This window comes from Pontimicrobium aquaticum (assembly GCF_005047595.1).
Taxonomy (GTDB): Bacteria; Bacteroidota; Bacteroidia; order Flavobacteriales; family Flavobacteriaceae; genus Pontimicrobium; species Pontimicrobium aquaticum.
Genome location: NZ_SUPL01000001.1, coordinates 80,926 through 99,079 on the forward strand (window position 1 = coordinate 80,926; position 18,154 = coordinate 99,079).

Below are 18,154 nucleotides of genomic sequence, written 5' to 3' on the forward strand. Positions count from 1 at the left end.
TAGTCTATTTTTTAATAAATGGCAATGATAAGGAAGCTCCTTGTTTTATTATCTTAATAAAATACATCCCGTTACTTAAGCCTGAAACATTTACTTTAAGTTCAGATATCTTATTAATTTTCTTTTCATTAACTAACTGACCTAACATATTATAAACCTTAAAAGCATCTGGTAAGTCATTTCCGTTAGCTAATTTTATATTTAAAACCTCCATAGCTGGATTAGGATAAACTGACACTTTATTATTTGTAAAATAGGTATCTGTACTAAGCGTAGCTGTTGAAATTTTTGTAGCTTCAGATGATTCAAACTCACCTCCTGTAACTATTACAGTATTATCATCTGTTTTTAACTCATAAGAACCGTTTCCAAAAGGACCACAACATATACCATCATCTGCTGAGTCAAAAATAGTAAAGGTGTAGCATTCATTTGAAATAACATCAAAAGATTCATTAATAGTAACGTTATCCAAATGTGGTCCTCCACTGTATAATATTACACCATTACCATCTTTAAAATTCCAAGTAGTTTCGCCACCAAAGCCATCAGTATTTAAAGTTAGATGTATTTGTGTTGTTGTTGTATATGATGGGCTAACACTAAATGTAGCATTGGTGTTATTGTTGCAACTTCTTAAATCAGAACTTCCATTAGGGTTAGATATTGATGCATTAAAGGTGTGGTTTCCAAATGAAGAAATTATTGCAGGTAAATTAACAACTTCAAACTCACCATATGCCAAAGACCCAGACCAATTGTAATTTGATGTACTTCCGCCGTCTTCATTATAAGAAACTGTAGCAGATGTTAATGTGGTTGTTCCCCAATTTGTTATTCGTACTGACGTAGTTACACTTACTCCACAATCTTCAACTGCAATACCTTCAATTTCTACACTAGCATCATCATTTACTGAGGCCAACGGTGTACAAACATTTGATGTGGTTGTTGTTGGTCTATTAGCAGAGCCTGTTATTGTTGCTATAATTCTTGCTTTTTGGTCGTTTGTAAATACATTCATACATGAGTCTTGGCTATAATCCATGTAATTTTCAACCATGTCAACTTGACCTTGAGGGCAAGAATCATTTCCAATATTACAGTTACTATTGTTTGATGAAGAGCTAGCTACAGCAGGTGTGTCATCACATAAATCTCCTCCATTAACTTCGGCGCAACCTCCTTGAAATGTATGATAAAGACCCAAATAATGTCCTACTTCATGTGTTGTTGTTCTTCCTAAATTAAAATCTCCTGAAATGGTAACATTTGGGTCATCATCTGTACCAAAATACTGATACCCAACGACAACACCATCTGTATCTGCTGGTCCATTTGGAAACTGTGCAAATCCTAATAAAGTATTATTCTCAAAATTTACAGACCATATATTTAAATACTTTGATGGATCCCAAATAGTGGCTGGCTTTAAAACAGTATCTGTATTGCCTCCAGGTCCAGACCAACTGGTACTGGTCGCAGACATATCAACTCTATTAATCCCATTTGTTACACAACCATCTGGTGTTTGTTGTGCCAAACAGAATTCAACCTCAACGTCAGCACCATCTAAATTAAGGTTAAAGCCTCTAGTACCAGACATTCTTCTATAATCTTCATTTAATACTTGTATTTGAGATAACACCTGAGCATCTGAAATATTTACACCAGTACCAATAGCTTCTCCATTATGAATTACATGAACTACCACAGGAATTGTATAAATAACTCTCCTATTTGCGGATGGAGTTATACTACTATTCCTTGCTTTATTTAATTGAATTTGTTTGCTGAGGTTTTTTTCAAATGCTTTACCACCCATCATATTTGGGTACTTCTTTAACAGCAGTTTGTTATACTCATCAGTAGCACAGCCTGTGAAGTCTTCTTGAGCAATCATTACTATACTTGATAGCAAAAACCCTAAAAACAAACTAGTACGTATTGTTTTCTTAAAATCCATAATCTCTAGGTTAAAGTACTTAATAGCAGCTATAAAGTTACTGATTTTTTTATTTACCGTTAAAGTTGTTCATCGTATTATTGATGCCAGACAACGCAAAAGACTTGATTATTTCAGTGCTTTTTTCAAGTCGCTCGTCTAACTTGTCATTTTCTTCATGAGTCCATTCGCCCAAAACATAATCCACCTGACGACCTTTCCCAAAGTTGTCACTAATACCAAATCTAAACCTATTATATTTAGTTGTGTTTAATTTTTCTTGTATGTCTTTTAGTCCGTTGTGCCCACCGTCGCTTCCTTTGGTTTTAACCCTTAAGGTTCCAAACGGTAAATTTAAATCGTCAGTAATTATTAGAAGGTTTTCAATTGGAATTCTCTCCTTTTCTAACCAATATTTAACTGCTTTACCGCTTAAATTCATGTAGGTATTTGGTTTAATAAAAATAAAAGTTCTTCCTTTTAATTTATAGTCTGCTCTATCTGCAAGTTTTACAGTTTCAAAAACTAACTCTTCTTTTGAAGCAAAAAAATCAAGAATCTTAAACCCAATATTATGTCTTGTATTTTGGTATTTCTCACCTATATTTCCTAAACCTACTACTAAAAACTTTTTCATTAGTGACGTATCCTCTTTTGAGGATTGTTTGTTGTTTTTATAAAACCAATTTAATAGCTTACACATTTTTAAATACTATAATTGTGTAAAAATAAAAAAGCATCCTGAAATTAACAGAATGCTTTTATTTTTTATTGAAAGACTAAGAAATTATTCTTGAGTTGCTTCTGCTGCAGGAGTTTCTTCTCCTTCAACTCCTTCTTCATCTTCATCTTCGTCTTCGATATCAACAGATACTCTTGAACGCTTCACTTGACATACTACTGTATTGTCCGAATGTAAAAATTTATACGCTTCATTTTCTAACTCAGTAATATAAAGCTTACTACCTATTTTTAATTTAGTGATGTCTGCTTCGATAAAATCTGGAAGGTTAGTTGGTAGTGCTTTTACTCTAAGTTTACGTCTATTTCTTCTTAGGTTTCCACCATTTTTCACACCAATTGAGTTCCCTACGATACGTACTGGAATATCCATTGAGATTTCTTTATCTTCAAATAATTGATAGAAATCTATGTGTAAAATTCTGTCTGTTACTGGATGAAATTGAATATCCTGCAATACTGCATTATAGTTTTCATCTCCTAAAGCAATCACAACTGTATGCGCATTAGGCGTATAAACCAGTTTAGAGAATGCCAATTCAGTTGCTGAGAAATGTACTGGCTTGTCTCCTCCGTATAATACGCAAGGAACCTCTCCAGCATTACGTAAGGCTTTTGTTGCTTTTTTGCCTACGCTTTCTCTTTTCGATCCATTGATTGTAATTGATTTCATTTTGAAATTGTATATAAATTAATTTAATTATTCACTTTTTTGGTAGCTGAGCTAGTCGAAGCTACATTATAAATTTTGAGCTGATTGATTTGTTATGATGTACTTTATGCATTACATCGGCAAATAAATCGGCACAACTTAATACTCTTATTTTGCTACTTTTTTGTGACAACGGAATAGAATCGGTTACGATTAATTCTTCTAGCTTAGAATTTTCTATTTTTTCGTAAGCATTACCTGACAATATTGGGTGTGTACATATTGCACGAACACTTAATGCGCCTCGCTCCATCATCACATCGGCCGCTTTGGTTAAGGTTCCTGCTGTATCAACCATATCATCTACAAGTACTACATTTTTACCTTCTACATTACCTATTAATTCCATGTGCGAAATTACATTGGCCTTAGCACGTTGCTTATAACAAATCACTACCTCACTTTCTAAAGCTTTAGAATATGCGTAAGCCCTTTTAGAGCCTCCCATATCTGGTGATGCTATGGTAAGGTTGTCAAGATTTAAACTCTTTAGATATGGCAAAAAGATCGTTGATGCAAATAAATGATCAACTGGTTTTTCAAAAAATCCTTGAATTTGGTCGGCATGCAAATCCATTGTAATAATTCTAGTTGCACCAGCTGTTTCTAACATTTTAGCTACTAATTTAGCAGCTATTGGCACTCTAGGTTTATCTTTTCTATCTTGTCTTGCCCAACCAAAATATGGTATAACTGCTGTTATATGTCTTGCCGAAGCACGCTTTGCAGCGTCTAACATTAGCAATAGTTCCATTAAGTTTTGAGGTCCTGGGTTTGTTGACCCAATAATGAATACTCTAGCGCCTCGAACTGATTCTTCAAATGAAGGTTGAAATTCTCCATCACTATAAGTAGATGTTATCACATTTCCTAAATCTTCACCATAAGCTTTAGCAATGTTTTTTGCTAACTCAGTACTTTGAGTACAGGCAAATATTTTGGCTTGTGTTTTTATTTTTGTCATGACTAACTTCTTGTTAATGAATCAAAAAAGACTACTTATTTTAAATGAGGTGCAAATTTAGGGATTTATTTGAATTCCAAAAGGATAAAAGCTACTATTTTAATAGTTGAGAGTTAAATTATTTTTTATTTTTGCAATCGATTTAGCTCAAGTGGCGGAATTGGTAGACGCGCTGGATTCAAAATCCAGTTTCTTCGGAAGTGTGGGTTCGATTCCCACCTTGAGTACAGCTTAAAAAGCTTAACACTATAGAAATATAGCTGTTAAGCTTTTTTGCTTTTTTATTCACCCCTAATGCAACCCCAGAATCTTAATTTTTCGTTTTTTTTAATGTTCATCCTCCAGTTTGGACTTCCTATATTAGACTAGACATTAGGTTGCGAGATTTAGAGTTAGAAAAATTAACTTTGAATCATAAAAAAAAGAAACAGAACCTACAGTCCATTATTTAAATCTAATAATTTCAAAGAGGAATTCCTTTTCATAATCGGTTAGTTCTACAAAACAATTTTCTATAATAGCTTTTAAGTCTTTATTATTAAAGTCATCTATTATAGATGAGGCAATTATTAAAGATGATAAAATTCCACCTATTTTAGATGGGTGACTACCATCTTTATCATACAACTCAATATCAGGATATTTCTCTTTTGCAATTTGCCATTTATTCCCTACTGGAATTAAAAAACCTCCACTTTCTTTAGAAGCTTTGACATAGGCGTTTATGATTTGAACTTGTTGATTGTAATGTGATTTATTTTTTGCCCAAGTAACAAAGAGTCCTAATTTAGAGTCATGTCTTGTTGTATACTTAGAAAACCATTTAATGTCTCTTATCAAACCATCAGGATTATCAATTGGACGCATACTTTGATCTTGTAAAATAACATAGTCATACTTGTTTTCTAAAATAAGCGTTCGAGTCTTTAATCCTCTTTTTTGATGCCAATGATCATCTAACGAAGCACCTTCGGCCGTAGATAAGGCAACCTCAATTGTACTTCCTGCATAAGTGCCAATAGTTGAAACTGTTTGTGGTATATTTTCCCTAGCGGTATAACTGTTACCAACAAACAATACTTTTATAGTTTTACTTTGTTGCGCACTTAAATTCGCTGTATTAACAAAGCATACAACACAAATAAACCTTACTATTGTTTTAACCATTTAGAAGTTTGTTTACGTAAAGTTATTTCAATAAAACGTTCATTTGTACCATTTCTTAAAAGTATATTCGCCATGCGACTACCGCCACCAATTCCATCTCTGTACATTAATAAATTTTGGTCAACAATTGTTAATTCAATTTTTGGTTGGTCATCGTATTGAATAAATAATTTTGAATCTTTCTCAGAAATGGTGACTTTGTTTTCTTTATTATAGTAAGTACCAGTAAATTGATTAATCTCAGATTTAGTTAATTTTTTTGGTTCTGGAAATTCAAATTTATTATCAGGAATACTTTCGTTTATAGTTATTGAATTTAATAGGTTTATATTTTTTTCCCTTGGCGGAAAATAAGATTCAGATCTAAAAGGAATCATAACATTATTTATATCTCTATAATCTTGAAAATAACGTATCATTTCTGCTGTACCTTGAGAAGTTTCAATAAATCTACGTGTCTTCCTAATTAACCATAAGTTGTCAACAAAATATACTTCTTCCGTGACGCCTTCTTTACTTGTGTAATCTACCCTATGAAGCTTTTCATTTTGTTCAAAAAAAGACTCTATATATTCAGTTTTAACCCCTCTTTCATCTAAATTAAATAAATAAGGGTAATCCTCACCACCTTGATTTATATGCTCTTCCTGTGGTTGCATATAGGGTGCGAAGGCACCATCATTTTGTGTCCAAGAATAACTACCATTACTAGCAAAAACTAATTTCTGTCCGTACTTTTTTTGATAAGCTGGTGATTGATAGTAATGTTTTCCTCCTTCTTTCTTTAAACTTAAGAATTGGTTCGATTTAAAAAGACTATCATTTATAAAGATTAGGTTAACCCCATTTTCAATTTTAGTTTTTATGTTTCTTAATTTTGCTTTGCCACCATAAGCATTAATAGCCTTGTTTATAATTGTGTTTGCATCAAGGCGTTCTCCTTCTTTGTTTTGATTTTCACAGCTTACAAACAACACGAGTATTACAAATAATCTTACTAATTTTCTCATCTATAATTTTTTTAAATTAAAGAACAAAAATATAGTCAAGGTATGTTAAAAGTTGTTAAATATGGCATTGCTTTTTGCTCATCTTATAACTTGATATAAATTTTAATTACGAATTGAGTTTAAATATTGCTTAGGTGTCTGCTTAGTGAACTTTTTAAAAGCCCTGTTAAAAGTTGATATAGAATTAAACCCAATTTCAATTGAGAGGGCGGAGAATGTATATTCATTAGAAAAATCTGTGGCAATTAGTTGTTTTGCCTTTTCTATTCTAAATTCATTTATATAATCTTGAAAATTCAGACTCTTGCATTTATTTATTGCTTGCGAAATATGATGTACTGGTATGTTTACAAGTTTTGAAACTTCTGATAAAGATAAGCGTTTAATTAAATATGTTTCATTTTTCATGATGTAAACATCTAGAACTTCCATTATTTTTAAGCATTCTTTTGTATTTAATGAAGAATTTTTATAGGCTTTCTTTTTTGGTAATAAAGAGTTGTAAAATTGCGGGCTTAAATTCGCATAAGATATTATTATTATAAGCATACAAAATTGTAAACTTGAAAACGCCCAATAAATCTTGCTTACAAAATGAAAATATGACGACAGTACAAAAAAGCTAATATTTATAAAGTAAATAACCGAATAATAGATTATAAAAAAACGAATCCAAAAAAGGCGTTTGCTCTTTACCTCATTATAATTTTTTTCCTTTCTAAACAAATAAATTATTGAAACTATTAGATATAAAACTGGATGAATAAGCCATAAGTCATTTAATGATACCGTTGCATTTGCTGGTATTTGTAAATTATTATCTAAGGCATAATAATATTCATTTAAAAAATTTAATTTATAGACAACGTCACGACTAATTTCATTGAAAATATTTTCAATATTTTTTATAAAGAAAACAACTAAATGTAAACCATCATACCAATGAAATTTGAAATTTGATTTAGTACTTGATTTAATTAAAAAGTAAATGACAGGGCCTTTTAAATAGGTAAATAAAGACGCCCAACCAACTAAGAATGGGTATTGTAGCATTAAGCGTGAATAAACAAACAGATCGTGAGTTAAATCAAAAGCAAAAATTAAAAGTAATGTGATAAGTAAATAAGAAGTAATAGACTTTTTATCATCTTTTATAAAATAAATAATCGATAAAAAAGCGCACTGCCCAATACAAAATATCCCCAAAACGATTATCCAATCTAAGTTCATCTTAGCAAAAAAACCAATTATTTTTTAAGTAAAATAATAATAAATATCAAATACTTTAAATTAAATGTTATGATTACTCCTTCCTTTAGAATAATGAATACCTCTGATAGTTTTAATGATAAAACGACCTCTATTTGTTAGACGTCAGCAAAAAGTTTGTATGATTCTTAAGTTTTTCAAAGCACTGGAGAATTATAATCCATAATACCTCAACACAAATGAGGAGGTATCTATTAAAGCATGTACAAAAATGAGAGGCCAAATATTACGCCCATTAATTATGTATATAATTCCAAAAAGTAAACCTATAGAAAAGACAACAATACTACCATGGCCTCCTGAAAAATAGAAGTGTCTTAAACCCCAAAATAAAGCAGGTAATAAGATGGCAATAGCAATACCCATTTTTTTATTAATTAGTTTTTCTATGGCATTCACAAAAAAGCCTCTGTAAACAATTTCTTCACCAAATCCTCCAGCGGCTATTCCAAGTGTAACCCAAGAAAGAGTCAGACCGATGTTACCTTCTAAGTTTCCAAATCGAATATTTTCTCTCGGAAGCTTTTCAAAGAAAATATTAGCAAGCTTCCCTGCAAAAATTATCACAAATAAAGCAATCACAAGGGTAATAAAAATCCATAATATAGTTTTTAACCATTCTTTTTTAAAGCCTAAAAGTCGCCAAGTAATATTATTCTTTTTATTATAATACCAAACTGCAACTAGACCAAAAAACAAAGAAATAGGCCCTGCAACTTGCCATGCAATAAAGTCAAAAATAAATCTCATGGAGTTAAGTAGTACAAAGACTATAACAACTTGATTAAGCAGTTTCTTATTATTAATATCCTCATACGGATTTTTACTCTTACTGAATAATTTGAAGGGCTTCTTGTTAGTCATTTTCTTCTAATTTGAATAATTCATTAATATCAATATTAAGGGCTTTGGCTATTTTAAAAGCCAATATTACTGAAGGCTGATACTTTCCTTTTTCAATCGAATGAATAGCTTGCCTGGTTACTCCAACTTTTTTAGCAAGCTCTTCTTGTCCAATATTTTTAATAACCCTAGTTACTTTTACTTTATTGACCATTTTCTTTTGAATAGATGAAAGAGAACTACATATAATAAAAGTTGTATTTGAAGTAATTCTAAAACATATAAATGTCGTACTTTAAAAAGAAAAATATCTAGTAAAGAATAACAAAATGTAAGTAGGATTACGATGATTATGATACGGATTCTAATGTGATTTAAAAACTCATCATCTACCTTTTCCTTTGCAAATGCAATTATAGAAAGACCAATAAAACCAAGTACCTCTAATGTATTCCTAATTATTTCACTATTAGATAAGCTATTGATTTGTGCAAAAGCAATAAAAAAAGTCGCTAAAAAAATAAAAAAACCTATTTTTTTAAATTTGTTAGGTAGCATAAATGTGATTTATTGATTACATATGAAACTTACTAATTACAAATGTAATTATAAAATTACATTTATTAAAATAATTTTTAGCAAAAACTTACTTCTAATAATTAAAAACAAATAGAACAATCACGGTTATACTACCATCCCTAAAAACTTTTATTAAGGTTAAGATTTATTTTATTGATAGTATTGTCTTACTAACTCTAATATTCTTAACTCTACATATTTAACTTTTTTTTTATTTAAGTGTTTTAAATCATTCTAGTGTAGGCCTACTGCCGAAACACCTATTTTAGTAATTTGCTTTTCTATATTATTTAGATTTAATAAATGACGTGGAGTAATTTTTAAAGTTTAGCTAGTTAATAGAAAAAATAAAGAAAAACAATTGGGATAGTAATTTTATTATTTTATATAACATGTTGTTTGGCCACATGTTCAAATGATAAAACTATCAAGAAAATTGAAGTAAAAAAATTTCTAATTTAATAAAAGACAAGCAGCTTTTGATAGATGTAGATAGTACTTATATTCGTGATTATATTTATTACTCAAGAGCCTAATATTAAAAAAATATTCAATGAAATATTAGTTTTGATATTTTTAGGTTTTTGTTACTACTAATTTGATTCCCATTCACGCCAACGTAATTTTTTAGTCTCCTCCAGTAATTGCTTCATTTTTGGGCTGTCTAAATCATACAGAAGAGAATATTGTACTAGCTTTTTATAGCTGTCTGTACTATAAATTGATGAAAACACATGATTGTCATCTGCTAAGAATAGTAAACTATTAGGTATAAGTCCATTTAAATAATACTGCCCTCTGTAATCTACCACATGATCCCATCTTCCAGCAAATAAAAATACTTGAGTGTTTATATTTCGCAAATTAGAAAGGCTAAAGCTGGGAAGTTCAATATTTCCTTTTTTAAGTTCTTTAATAAGTGGCTCAACATCTATTTTTATCATTTCCATATCGGGTCTATATTTTCCCAAACTTCCTTCTAAAACTTTCGAAATATCTCTATACGTATAAAACTCAAAAAGTCTTATAGTACTACATATTCCCATAGTTGTAGGCTTCATTCTTTTTATAGCATTCACTTGATATTTTTTTAGCACACTATCAAAAGCAATTTTGTTTTTTTTAAACAAAATATCTATTAATTTTTTTCTTTCTTGATTTATTTTTTTTGAATCAACAAAAAAGTTTTGTCTTTGAAATGCAGAAGCTACATCATATCTATTGAAATATCCTTCTTTTAATACTTGGCTAATCTTTACTTGTAAATTATGATCATAACTTGAAATTTCTTCCCAAAACCTATCATATGAATACCCTAATTTAGTTTGTAATTTTGGTACTAAAGCAGTTTGACAGAAAGCCTTATCTACATATTTGCCATAACGCTCTAAATATTGAAGTAATAAAAACCCACCTCCTGATCTACCATACAAATTAATTTTTTTATTTGGACTGACTTTTTTTCTTACACTTTCAATATCTTCTACCCATTGTTTGGCTCCGAACAAATTATATGCATTTACCCAATTTATTTCATTGTCCTCATTTCTTAAATGAGATTCTATGATTTTACTATTAGGTCTCCCAAAAATTACTACAACATTCATTCTTAAGCCAAATGTTTCTTCTTGAAACCTATTGGCTCTTCCAGGCCTAGCCCAAAATTGTTGACCATCAGCAATAGCAAAAACAGTTGATAGATTTTCATTAAAAGTATCTCCAAATTGATATTTTAGATAAAACTTTTCGCCATTTGGTTTATTATAATCTATAGGAACAAGGAGAGAATCAATATTACTTTGCGAATTTCCTATTATATAAAAACACAAAGCAAAGAAACAAGAAATAATTGTTGATTTTTTCATAAAATTAATATGAATTATAAAATTTTTAACTTATATATACCAAATTTACTTTTTTAACTATTACATATTGTGTTAAACTATTTAAGAGTTATTTAAAATGAATTAGAAGTAATTTTTTTTGATTTAAAGTTGTTTTATATTTAATCTTTTCCTTTTATTTCTCTACTAAAAATAAGCCTATTTTTAATTTTTATATTTTTAAGGTCTTCTTGTTCTAATTCTAAATATTCGCCATATTTAGATATCAGATCCTTATATCTTTGACTTAATTTTTCATTAATATTTCTTAGATACTTTCCCATTTGCAATTGAGTTAATTCTGGTAACTTTCTTACACTAATCTCATCTTGGATTTTAAGTAATTCTTCAACTCTTTTCTGCTCTTGATAAACCAAAAAAAATTGATTTACCTTTTTTGGTGGAATTTCAGAAAACACATCACTTAATCTTGCTGATTCCCATGCAACACTTTTTATAGTTGGCCTTATACTATTTTGTGGAATATTACTTATTCTTTTCTGGCTATATAGTTGAATTAAGCTATCATATTTTAATACATTTACATTTGTTAAACTATCAACAACTCCATGTAAAGCCTTAAGGTTAGAGCTAATCTCTTCTTCTATAAAAGAAACAAGAACATTAGCTTTTTCTTGACGGTTTATATTGTCAACCCAATTTGTGAGATAGATTGCTAAAATAACAGCTATCAATATGGAAGGAGTCTCAAGTAAAATTTGCTTAAAATATGATTTGACTTTCATATAGCTCTAGGTTTTTTTTCAAGATCTAGTATTACATTTTTTGATAATAATTACCATCATAAGAAAACCCTTTTACCCATTCTCCCTCGACATCGAGTTTAAAAACTCCAGGTCTTATAAACTGTACTCGTATTGTGTTTAAATCTTTATAAGGCTCCACTAAAGCATTCCATTCTCCTTGCTTAATGGAAAACCCATTCTTATTCTCAAAAATTCTAATCAAATCCACATTTTCGTTATCTTTAGATTTATAAATACCTGTAATTGCATTTTTTGGAACTGAAAAATTCCATTTTCTTTTAGACCTATTTAAAAAATCTTTGTATATCACTTTTTTACCAACACTTTCAGTTTGAAACTTTAAATCTTTAAGCCAATTATAATATGCTTCCTCCCAATCTTTATTTTCTTTTTTAAACTTTTCATCTATAGCATCATAGGCAAGCATTGAAAGTTTATTAGTATATAAGTGTCCTAACTTACTATCATTTACCATAACAACGACACCTGATTTAGTTTCTGGCATGTACGAAATCATAGTTAAATATCCAGTATATGCTCCTCCATGATGATAGAGTGTTTTTCCTTTATATTTAGCAATATTCCAACCAAGTCCATAACTAATGTTAAAGCGGTCTAAACCAAAATCCATTCCTTCTATCTCATTTCTAATTTTTCTGGTTTCAAACAGCGAGGTTGGAGAAATAATAGTTTTATTATTATTCTTTCCGTTATTTACTTGAATAAGTAGCCATTTTAAGACATCATCAACTGAAGAATACAGGCCTCCTGCAGCATGAAGAGTAGCATCTTTTTTAGTATATCTGGAAATTTCAAATAACTCTTTGCCATTTCCAAGTGCATTATATGGAACTGCTATTTCTTCTTTATTTTCTAATAATTTAACATAACTGCTATAGGTATGTGCCATGCCAATTGGATCTAACACTTCTTCTTGTACAACTTCCTTCCACGTTTTCCCTAATTCTTTAAGAAAAATTAAATTCATAATGTTATATCCTAAATTAGAATACCTATAAGTACCATAAGAAAGCCTACCACATGTTTTATTCATTAATTCAAAAAGTTGCATATAAGTATAAGCTCCTGTATATGCAAGTTTTAAAGTCATGTATCCACAATTATCAATTCCTGAAGTATGCCCCAGTAAGTCAGGTATCTTTATTTTATGTGCCTGTATTGAATCCGGAAAATTTACTTCAGAAAAATAATCTTCCAATGATTTATTAAAATCTAATAACCCTTTTTCTTCTAAAAGAACACTCGCCAAAGCTGTAAATGACTTGGTAGTAGATGCAATATAATACTGTGTGGACGTCGTTGCAGGTATGCTATTTTTTACATCACTAAATCCATATGCCTTTTTATGAACAATTTTTCCATTATGTACTATACCAATTGATATGCTTGGAATGTACTCTAGAGAATCGAACATTTTTTCAATAAACTCATCTATGGCTTTAACCTTAGCTGTTTGAGCTTTTGCAGGGATACTTAATAGTATTAATATACAAATAATGAACGTAATATTTTTCATGATTTAAGAGTGCTTTTTCTTTGAACTATACAATAGCATTATAAATTTGCATTGCTAATAACGAATGTTATTTTGAATATTAACGACTACCTAGGAGTTAAACGAGTTGAATTAGTGCCATCTTTTTTAATCATATAAATATCGCCTTTATCTTTTTTACCATGTCTATAGGTGGCAAATGCTATCCATTCTCCATTAGGCGACCATGCAGGGAGGACATCTTTGCCACCACTCTTAGTTAATCGTAATCTATTTGAACCATCTATATCCATCAAATAAATTTGCCTTTCATTACTAGCATCTGAAACAAATACTAATTGATTTCCATCTGGAGACCAATCTGGATCAGTTTCATTCCAAGGAGTATCTGTTAATTGTTTTATTTCTGAACCATCAGTCAACATGATATACAAATCAAAATTACCTGAGCGATTTGAAGAAAACACGATTTTTGAACCATCTGGAGACCAAGAACCAGATCTATCAATAGACGGTGAGTTGGTAAGATTTATTCTTTCTGTTCCATCAATATTAACAACAAAAATTTCCGCATTTTTTTTTGGCCCAATATAATCGCCACTGTATAATAGCTTGTCTCCCTTTGGAGATAATCTTGGCATGATATTAAACACACCCTCAATAGAATCTTTAGTAATCTGTTTTAGAGAGTTATCATTTAAATTTAGTTCAAAAATTTCTGATCCACCAAATCTTTCAGAATGTCCAAAATCTGAAGAAACAAATATTCTTTTACTATCATTAGTAGGCTCGCTCCACCACTCATTATGATATGTATTGGTTAAACGAGTCATTTCTCTACTTTCAATATTCAAACTATATAATTCTGCTCCCTCATCATCATGTCTATAGGTGTAAAAAATAAGTGAATTGCCCTCTGGCAACCATCGTGGCGCAGTATCATATACTAAAGAGTCGTTTTGGGTTAACGTTTCTTTTGAGTCTAAAGTTGATTCTCTTTTATCCGATTTACAGCTTATTAGTTGAATTGTAATAAAAAAAAGAACTACCATTTTTATTCTTGTATTTAGCAATAAATTAATTGTTCTCATATTGTAATTTGTTAATTGGAATTGTTTTTAATAAAAAATCTCAAGTTATTTAGAATGACCAAACGGGGTCTCTTCCTTTAGTTAATTCTTTATAGTCTGTTCCGTCTAAATTAATAGTTGATATCCTTTCATTTTTTGAAACAAACACAATAGATTTACTGTCTGACGAAAAAGATATTCTTGACCATTTATCAATATCTAATAATTTTTTTTGATTTTTGCCGTTTGAATTTGCAACAATTAATTCAGCATAATTAGATTTTTGTTTTATAAACGCAATCATTTTACCATCTTTTGAAAATGTAGGATACCTTAAATTGTCTTTGCTTTTTATAAGCGTTTTCTTGTTATTTCCATTGATATCTGTAATAACAATATCATTGCCTTTAATGGAATTTGAAGTTTCATAAATAATATATTTACTATCTGGTGACCATTTTGGATAGCCTTTAGTATTGTTGCTAATACTTATTAGCTCACTACCATCAATATTCATTCTGTAAATCTTTTCATGGTTATTCGTTCGTAATGAACTAAAAACAACATAATGACCGTTAGGTGAAATTGTAGAGTTCCATGTGCCAGAATCTTTGGATTTTGGTTCATTTGTAAGTCTTCTTTTATTTGAGCCATCAATGTTCATTATGTAAGTGGACATCCACCCATGTTTTAATGGATCATAGATATAACAAATTTTTCCACTTTTAGAAATAGAAGGCCTACAGCTTATTGGAGTATGTCCTGGTACTTTATAATTTGTAAGTTGTTTTATATTCCCTCCATCAGGATCCATACTATGGATTTCTCTATTCTTAACAAAAACAATTTTTTCTTGGGCATAAGAACAACTAGCTAAAAAAAGGTTAGTAAAAAGAACACAAAAAAGGATTGATTTCTTCATGATTTTCATTAATTATTTTCCAACAAAACTAGTCAAGATGCCGTTTCTAAAAAAAAAAAATGTGATGTGACGTTAATTTTGTGACGAATGGTTAGTAAAAATGACTTTCTCTTAAAAAAAATGAAGAGTTAGAAAAACTTGTTATGTAAACTTTTTTTAAATAATTTACAAGGTGCCCAAATACGAGACAATTGAAGGTTTATAAGAGCGAGAAGAAGTTAATTTGATACCATTCTTTAATGTAAATTCATATTCATTGTTGCTTAAATATTTACATTTCTCAATATAAAATTTGTTTATAATTACTGACCTATGGATTCTTAAAAACTGCATTGGGTCTAATCTGTCATTAATCAAATTCATTGTCGTTCTATATAAATGAGGTTTTTCATCTGTTATTATTTTAACATAATTCCCATCACTCTTAAAACATATCACATCATCAATATTAATACTAAAGTCTCTGCCTTTTGTAGGTAAAGATATTTGAGTTAAAAACTGGTTAGAATCTTTTTCAATATTCTGTAAGAGCTTCTTTATATTTTTTTCTAACTGTGAGGCTTTATTTGTTTTTTTTATTTCTAAAATTCTTTCGATTGCTATTGTTAAACGATCTTCATCAAACGGTTTTAATAAGTAGTCCACCGCATTTATTTTAAATGCATTTAGCGCATAAGTGTCATAAGCAGTTGTAAAAATAACATATGGTTTTTTTTGAAGTTTTTCATAAACAGTAAAACCATCAATATCTGGCATCTGTATATCCAAGAAAATCAAATCTGGTTCTTTAATTCTTATTTTTTCTAATGCATCTTTACCATTTCTACATTCACCAACTATCGATAAGGATTTAAAGGGTTCCAATAATTTAAGCAAACGCTGTCTTGCTAAAAACTCATCATCTATAATTAGGCACCTTAACTTCATTGCTATTTAATAATTGGTAAAATCATTTTCGCTTTATACAACTTTGGAGTTTCAAAATCAGAATTAAACAAAAACCTATTGTTATAAAATTGATTAAGTCTTTTTTTAATATTTACTAAACCAGTACCTGTTCCTACTGGTTTTATATAATTTTGTTGATTGTTATTAAATGTATTTGAAATTTGAAGAACTAAAGCCTCTTCTTGAAGTATTTCATTATGTTCTAATTTAATATTTATTTTAATCTCACCATCGTCAACCGTAGGGATTATTCCATACTTAACTGCATTCTCTACCAAAGGTTGGAATATCATATTAGGTATTTTTAAATGCATGGTCTCTTTCGCTACATTGTAGTTAATAGTTACTCGGTCTTGATAACGTACTTGTTCTAAATCTAAATAGTTTTTTATAAAATCGAGCTCGTCCTTAACGGTAACCATTTGTTCTGTATCATACTCCAACATATTCCTTAATAGAGTACCTAATTTACTTAGCATTTTTTGAGCATTTTTTGTATCAATATCTATCATTGATGCTATTGAGTGTAATGTATTAAACAAAAAATGAGGCTGAAGTTGCATACGTAGGGCATTTAACTGTGATGCAATTAATGCCTTCTGGTTTGCTATAAACTTCTTTTGATAGTCGAAAGCTAGAAAAACTGCTACAATAACTAATAGCTCAATAAAACTTGAAAAACTACCAATGGTGAAAGCCACCATACTATTATGTCCCCAAAAGGATTTTAGGTAACCACTATTTATATAATTAATAATATCATCCAATCTAGAAGCAATTAGTTGATGAATTAAGGCTAGGATAATACAACCCATTATGAATTGAAAAACCTTATAAATTTTTTGGGAAACCAGATTTTGAACTATTTTAGTTAAAAAATAAACCAAAGGTGTTAAAATTGCCCAAAGTAGATAAACAATACTTATTTTTAACGTAGTTAATAGCCAACTAAAAGGATAATTATAGTCGTTTATTAAGTGATTAGTATAAGCTTTTAGAATAAAAAATAAACTAACCAATAAACTTACCATTACTATTTTTTTGATAGATATTGGTAAATTATTATAGTATGAATAAATTATTTTTTTCATTATAGTTTAAAATTAACTAGAGATAATCTTTTTCAATTTAAATATTTTATTATGAAATTATATAGTCTTTTTTTATTTCTGATAATCACGATTTTACTTTCTGGCTGTAAAAACAATAAAACAACTTCTATTCAACCAGATTTAAATATAACGGATATCAAATTAAAAGATATTAGTGAATTATCATACATAGAAATTTATAAAATACTTTTTATTGATAATAATGGTGGCTTTGATGCTCATGGTGATTTATATGGTCAAGATGCTATTTCATATTTATCTTCTTCACAAGAAATTGATTCATGCGGAAATATACTATATCTAACGAACACTTCTAAAGATAGCATAACTTTGGCATTAAAATCAAGCTTTAATTTCCCTGGAAATCCCAACAAAGAGATTACCAGAGCATATCAACTACCTCCAAGCGAAAAAATCTCTGTTGGTAATACTAAATTATGTTATAACGGAAAAACGTATAATATAAAAAAAGAAATTACCTCAGCTGGGTTTAGTGATAATTAAACTCTAATCCACAAGTTATTCTTCACAAGAATAGCCAATTTATAGTTTCTTCTAAAATGGAATGTGTTGCTTAGTTTAATTTGTGACCAATGGTTAAACTATTAATGTATGTGTTTTATAATACACTTTCATTTATGAACCATTGGTCACAAAATTAACCATCAACCACAACTTACTATTCTAGATTTTTATTACAAATTAT

General features: G+C 29.5%; 17 protein-coding genes and 1 tRNA gene. 2 read left to right on the top strand and 16 right to left on the bottom strand.

The window, feature by feature from the left end; all coding sequences use genetic code 11:
• Nucleotides 1–4: 4 nt before the first annotated feature.
• From E5167_RS00400 to E5167_RS00415, 4 genes are all read right to left on the bottom strand, one after another.
• On the bottom strand, nucleotides 5–1,966 hold the full coding sequence (locus tag E5167_RS00400; RefSeq protein ID WP_136839897.1) for a M43 family zinc metalloprotease: 1,962 nt from the start codon (nucleotides 1,964–1,966) through the stop codon (nucleotides 5–7).
• Between the two features lie 49 nt (nucleotides 1,967–2,015).
• Complete coding sequence (gene pth, locus E5167_RS00405) at nucleotides 2,016–2,648, bottom strand: aminoacyl-tRNA hydrolase (RefSeq protein WP_169301344.1); 633 nt, start codon at nucleotides 2,646–2,648, stop codon at nucleotides 2,016–2,018.
• Nucleotides 2,649–2,732: 84 nt separating this feature from the next.
• Nucleotides 2,733–3,359, bottom strand: coding sequence for a 50S ribosomal protein L25/general stress protein Ctc (locus E5167_RS00410; protein ID WP_136839899.1), 627 nt, complete (start codon nucleotides 3,357–3,359; stop codon nucleotides 2,733–2,735).
• Nucleotides 3,360–3,420: 61 nt separating this feature from the next.
• Nucleotides 3,421–4,362: a ribose-phosphate pyrophosphokinase gene (locus tag E5167_RS00415; RefSeq protein WP_136839901.1), complete on the bottom strand. Its 942-nt coding sequence runs from the start codon at nucleotides 4,360–4,362 to the stop codon at nucleotides 3,421–3,423.
• A 145-nt stretch (nucleotides 4,363–4,507) separates the two neighbouring features.
• On the opposite strand from E5167_RS00415, the gene E5167_RS00420 reads away from it, so the two are divergent.
• Nucleotides 4,508–4,589, top strand: a tRNA-Leu gene (locus E5167_RS00420).
• A 217-nt stretch (nucleotides 4,590–4,806) separates the two neighbouring features.
• Here the strand turns inward: E5167_RS00420 and E5167_RS00425 are convergent.
• The 12 genes from E5167_RS00425 to E5167_RS00480 all read right to left on the bottom strand — a co-directional run bounded on the left by E5167_RS00425 (nucleotide 4,807) and on the right by E5167_RS00480 (nucleotide 17,427).
• The gene (locus tag E5167_RS00425; RefSeq protein WP_136839903.1) at nucleotides 4,807–5,529 is read right to left on the bottom strand and encodes an SGNH/GDSL hydrolase family protein; all 723 of its coding nucleotides are present in this window, start codon (nucleotides 5,527–5,529) and stop codon (nucleotides 4,807–4,809) included.
• Nucleotides 5,514–6,539 (bottom strand): hypothetical protein, encoded by a 1,026-nt coding sequence (locus E5167_RS00430; RefSeq protein ID WP_136839905.1) that lies wholly within the window; start codon nucleotides 6,537–6,539, stop codon nucleotides 5,514–5,516. The genes E5167_RS00425 and E5167_RS00430 overlap by 16 nt, the downstream gene beginning before the upstream one ends.
• 102 nt (nucleotides 6,540–6,641) lie before the next feature.
• Nucleotides 6,642–7,769 (bottom strand): helix-turn-helix domain-containing protein, encoded by a 1,128-nt coding sequence (locus E5167_RS00435; protein WP_136839907.1) that lies wholly within the window; start codon nucleotides 7,767–7,769, stop codon nucleotides 6,642–6,644.
• Nucleotides 7,770–7,961: 192 nt separating this feature from the next.
• Nucleotides 7,962–8,672 carry a CPBP family intramembrane glutamic endopeptidase gene (locus E5167_RS00440; protein WP_136839910.1) on the bottom strand — a complete coding sequence of 237 codons (711 nt, stop codon included), beginning with the start codon at nucleotides 8,670–8,672 and terminating at the stop codon, nucleotides 7,962–7,964.
• Nucleotides 8,665–8,865, bottom strand: coding sequence for a helix-turn-helix transcriptional regulator (locus E5167_RS00445; protein ID WP_136839912.1), 201 nt, complete (start codon nucleotides 8,863–8,865; stop codon nucleotides 8,665–8,667). Before E5167_RS00445 ends, E5167_RS00440 begins: the two co-directional genes overlap by 8 nt.
• A gap of 958 nt (nucleotides 8,866–9,823) precedes the next feature.
• Nucleotides 9,824–11,095, bottom strand: coding sequence for a hypothetical protein (locus tag E5167_RS00450; RefSeq protein WP_136839914.1), 1,272 nt, complete (start codon nucleotides 11,093–11,095; stop codon nucleotides 9,824–9,826).
• A gap of 140 nt (nucleotides 11,096–11,235) precedes the next feature.
• Nucleotides 11,236–11,859 (bottom strand): hypothetical protein, encoded by a 624-nt coding sequence (locus E5167_RS00455; protein ID WP_136839916.1) that lies wholly within the window; start codon nucleotides 11,857–11,859, stop codon nucleotides 11,236–11,238.
• Nucleotides 11,860–11,890: 31 nt separating this feature from the next.
• Nucleotides 11,891–13,417 carry a serine hydrolase domain-containing protein gene (locus E5167_RS00460; RefSeq protein ID WP_136839917.1) on the bottom strand — a complete coding sequence of 509 codons (1,527 nt, stop codon included), beginning with the start codon at nucleotides 13,415–13,417 and terminating at the stop codon, nucleotides 11,891–11,893.
• A gap of 86 nt (nucleotides 13,418–13,503) precedes the next feature.
• The gene (locus tag E5167_RS00465; protein WP_136839919.1) at nucleotides 13,504–14,487 is read right to left on the bottom strand and encodes a TolB family protein; all 984 of its coding nucleotides are present in this window, start codon (nucleotides 14,485–14,487) and stop codon (nucleotides 13,504–13,506) included.
• A gap of 49 nt (nucleotides 14,488–14,536) precedes the next feature.
• Nucleotides 14,537–15,388: a TolB family protein gene (locus E5167_RS00470; protein ID WP_169301345.1), complete on the bottom strand. Its 852-nt coding sequence runs from the start codon at nucleotides 15,386–15,388 to the stop codon at nucleotides 14,537–14,539.
• Between the two features lie 165 nt (nucleotides 15,389–15,553).
• The gene (locus E5167_RS00475; protein WP_136839923.1) at nucleotides 15,554–16,315 is read right to left on the bottom strand and encodes a LytR/AlgR family response regulator transcription factor; all 762 of its coding nucleotides are present in this window, start codon (nucleotides 16,313–16,315) and stop codon (nucleotides 15,554–15,556) included.
• A gap of 2 nt (nucleotides 16,316–16,317) precedes the next feature.
• Nucleotides 16,318–17,427 (bottom strand): sensor histidine kinase, encoded by a 1,110-nt coding sequence (locus E5167_RS00480; protein WP_136839925.1) that lies wholly within the window; start codon nucleotides 17,425–17,427, stop codon nucleotides 16,318–16,320.
• Between the two features lie 51 nt (nucleotides 17,428–17,478).
• Here E5167_RS00480 and E5167_RS00485 point away from each other — a divergent pair, with 51 nt between their 5' ends.
• Entirely contained in the window at nucleotides 17,479–17,952 is a 474-nt protein-coding gene (locus tag E5167_RS00485) for a hypothetical protein (protein ID WP_136839927.1), read from the top strand.
• The last annotated feature ends 202 nt before the right edge of the window (nucleotides 17,953–18,154 follow it).

Coding starts and splice junctions, on each gene's coding strand:
- E5167_RS00440 (WP_136839910.1), bottom strand. CDS start 8,672: ATGACTAACAAGAAGCCCTTCAAATTATTCAGTAAGAGTAAAAATCCG.
- E5167_RS00425 (WP_136839903.1), bottom strand. CDS start 5,529: ATGGTTAAAACAATAGTAAGGTTTATTTGTGTTGTATGCTTTGTTAAT.
- E5167_RS00485 (WP_136839927.1), top strand. CDS start 17,479: ATGAAATTATATAGTCTTTTTTTATTTCTGATAATCACGATTTTACTT.
- E5167_RS00475 (WP_136839923.1), bottom strand. CDS start 16,315: ATGAAGTTAAGGTGCCTAATTATAGATGATGAGTTTTTAGCAAGACAG.
- E5167_RS00480 (WP_136839925.1), bottom strand. CDS start 17,427: ATGAAAAAAATAATTTATTCATACTATAATAATTTACCAATATCTATC.
- E5167_RS00400 (WP_136839897.1), bottom strand. CDS start 1,966: ATGGATTTTAAGAAAACAATACGTACTAGTTTGTTTTTAGGGTTTTTG.
- E5167_RS00470 (WP_169301345.1), bottom strand. CDS start 15,388: ATGAAGAAATCAATCCTTTTTTGTGTTCTTTTTACTAACCTTTTTTTA.
- E5167_RS00465 (WP_136839919.1), bottom strand. CDS start 14,487: ATGAGAACAATTAATTTATTGCTAAATACAAGAATAAAAATGGTAGTT.
- E5167_RS00455 (WP_136839916.1), bottom strand. CDS start 11,859: ATGAAAGTCAAATCATATTTTAAGCAAATTTTACTTGAGACTCCTTCC.
- E5167_RS00435 (WP_136839907.1), bottom strand. CDS start 7,769: ATGAACTTAGATTGGATAATCGTTTTGGGGATATTTTGTATTGGGCAG.
- E5167_RS00430 (WP_136839905.1), bottom strand. CDS start 6,539: ATGAGAAAATTAGTAAGATTATTTGTAATACTCGTGTTGTTTGTAAGC.
- E5167_RS00445 (WP_136839912.1), bottom strand. CDS start 8,865: ATGGTCAATAAAGTAAAAGTAACTAGGGTTATTAAAAATATTGGACAA.
- pth (WP_169301344.1), bottom strand. CDS start 2,648: ATGTGTAAGCTATTAAATTGGTTTTATAAAAACAACAAACAATCCTCA.
- E5167_RS00415 (WP_136839901.1), bottom strand. CDS start 4,362: ATGACAAAAATAAAAACACAAGCCAAAATATTTGCCTGTACTCAAAGT.
- E5167_RS00450 (WP_136839914.1), bottom strand. CDS start 11,095: ATGAAAAAATCAACAATTATTTCTTGTTTCTTTGCTTTGTGTTTTTAT.
- E5167_RS00410 (WP_136839899.1), bottom strand. CDS start 3,359: ATGAAATCAATTACAATCAATGGATCGAAAAGAGAAAGCGTAGGCAAA.
- E5167_RS00460 (WP_136839917.1), bottom strand. CDS start 13,417: ATGAAAAATATTACGTTCATTATTTGTATATTAATACTATTAAGTATC.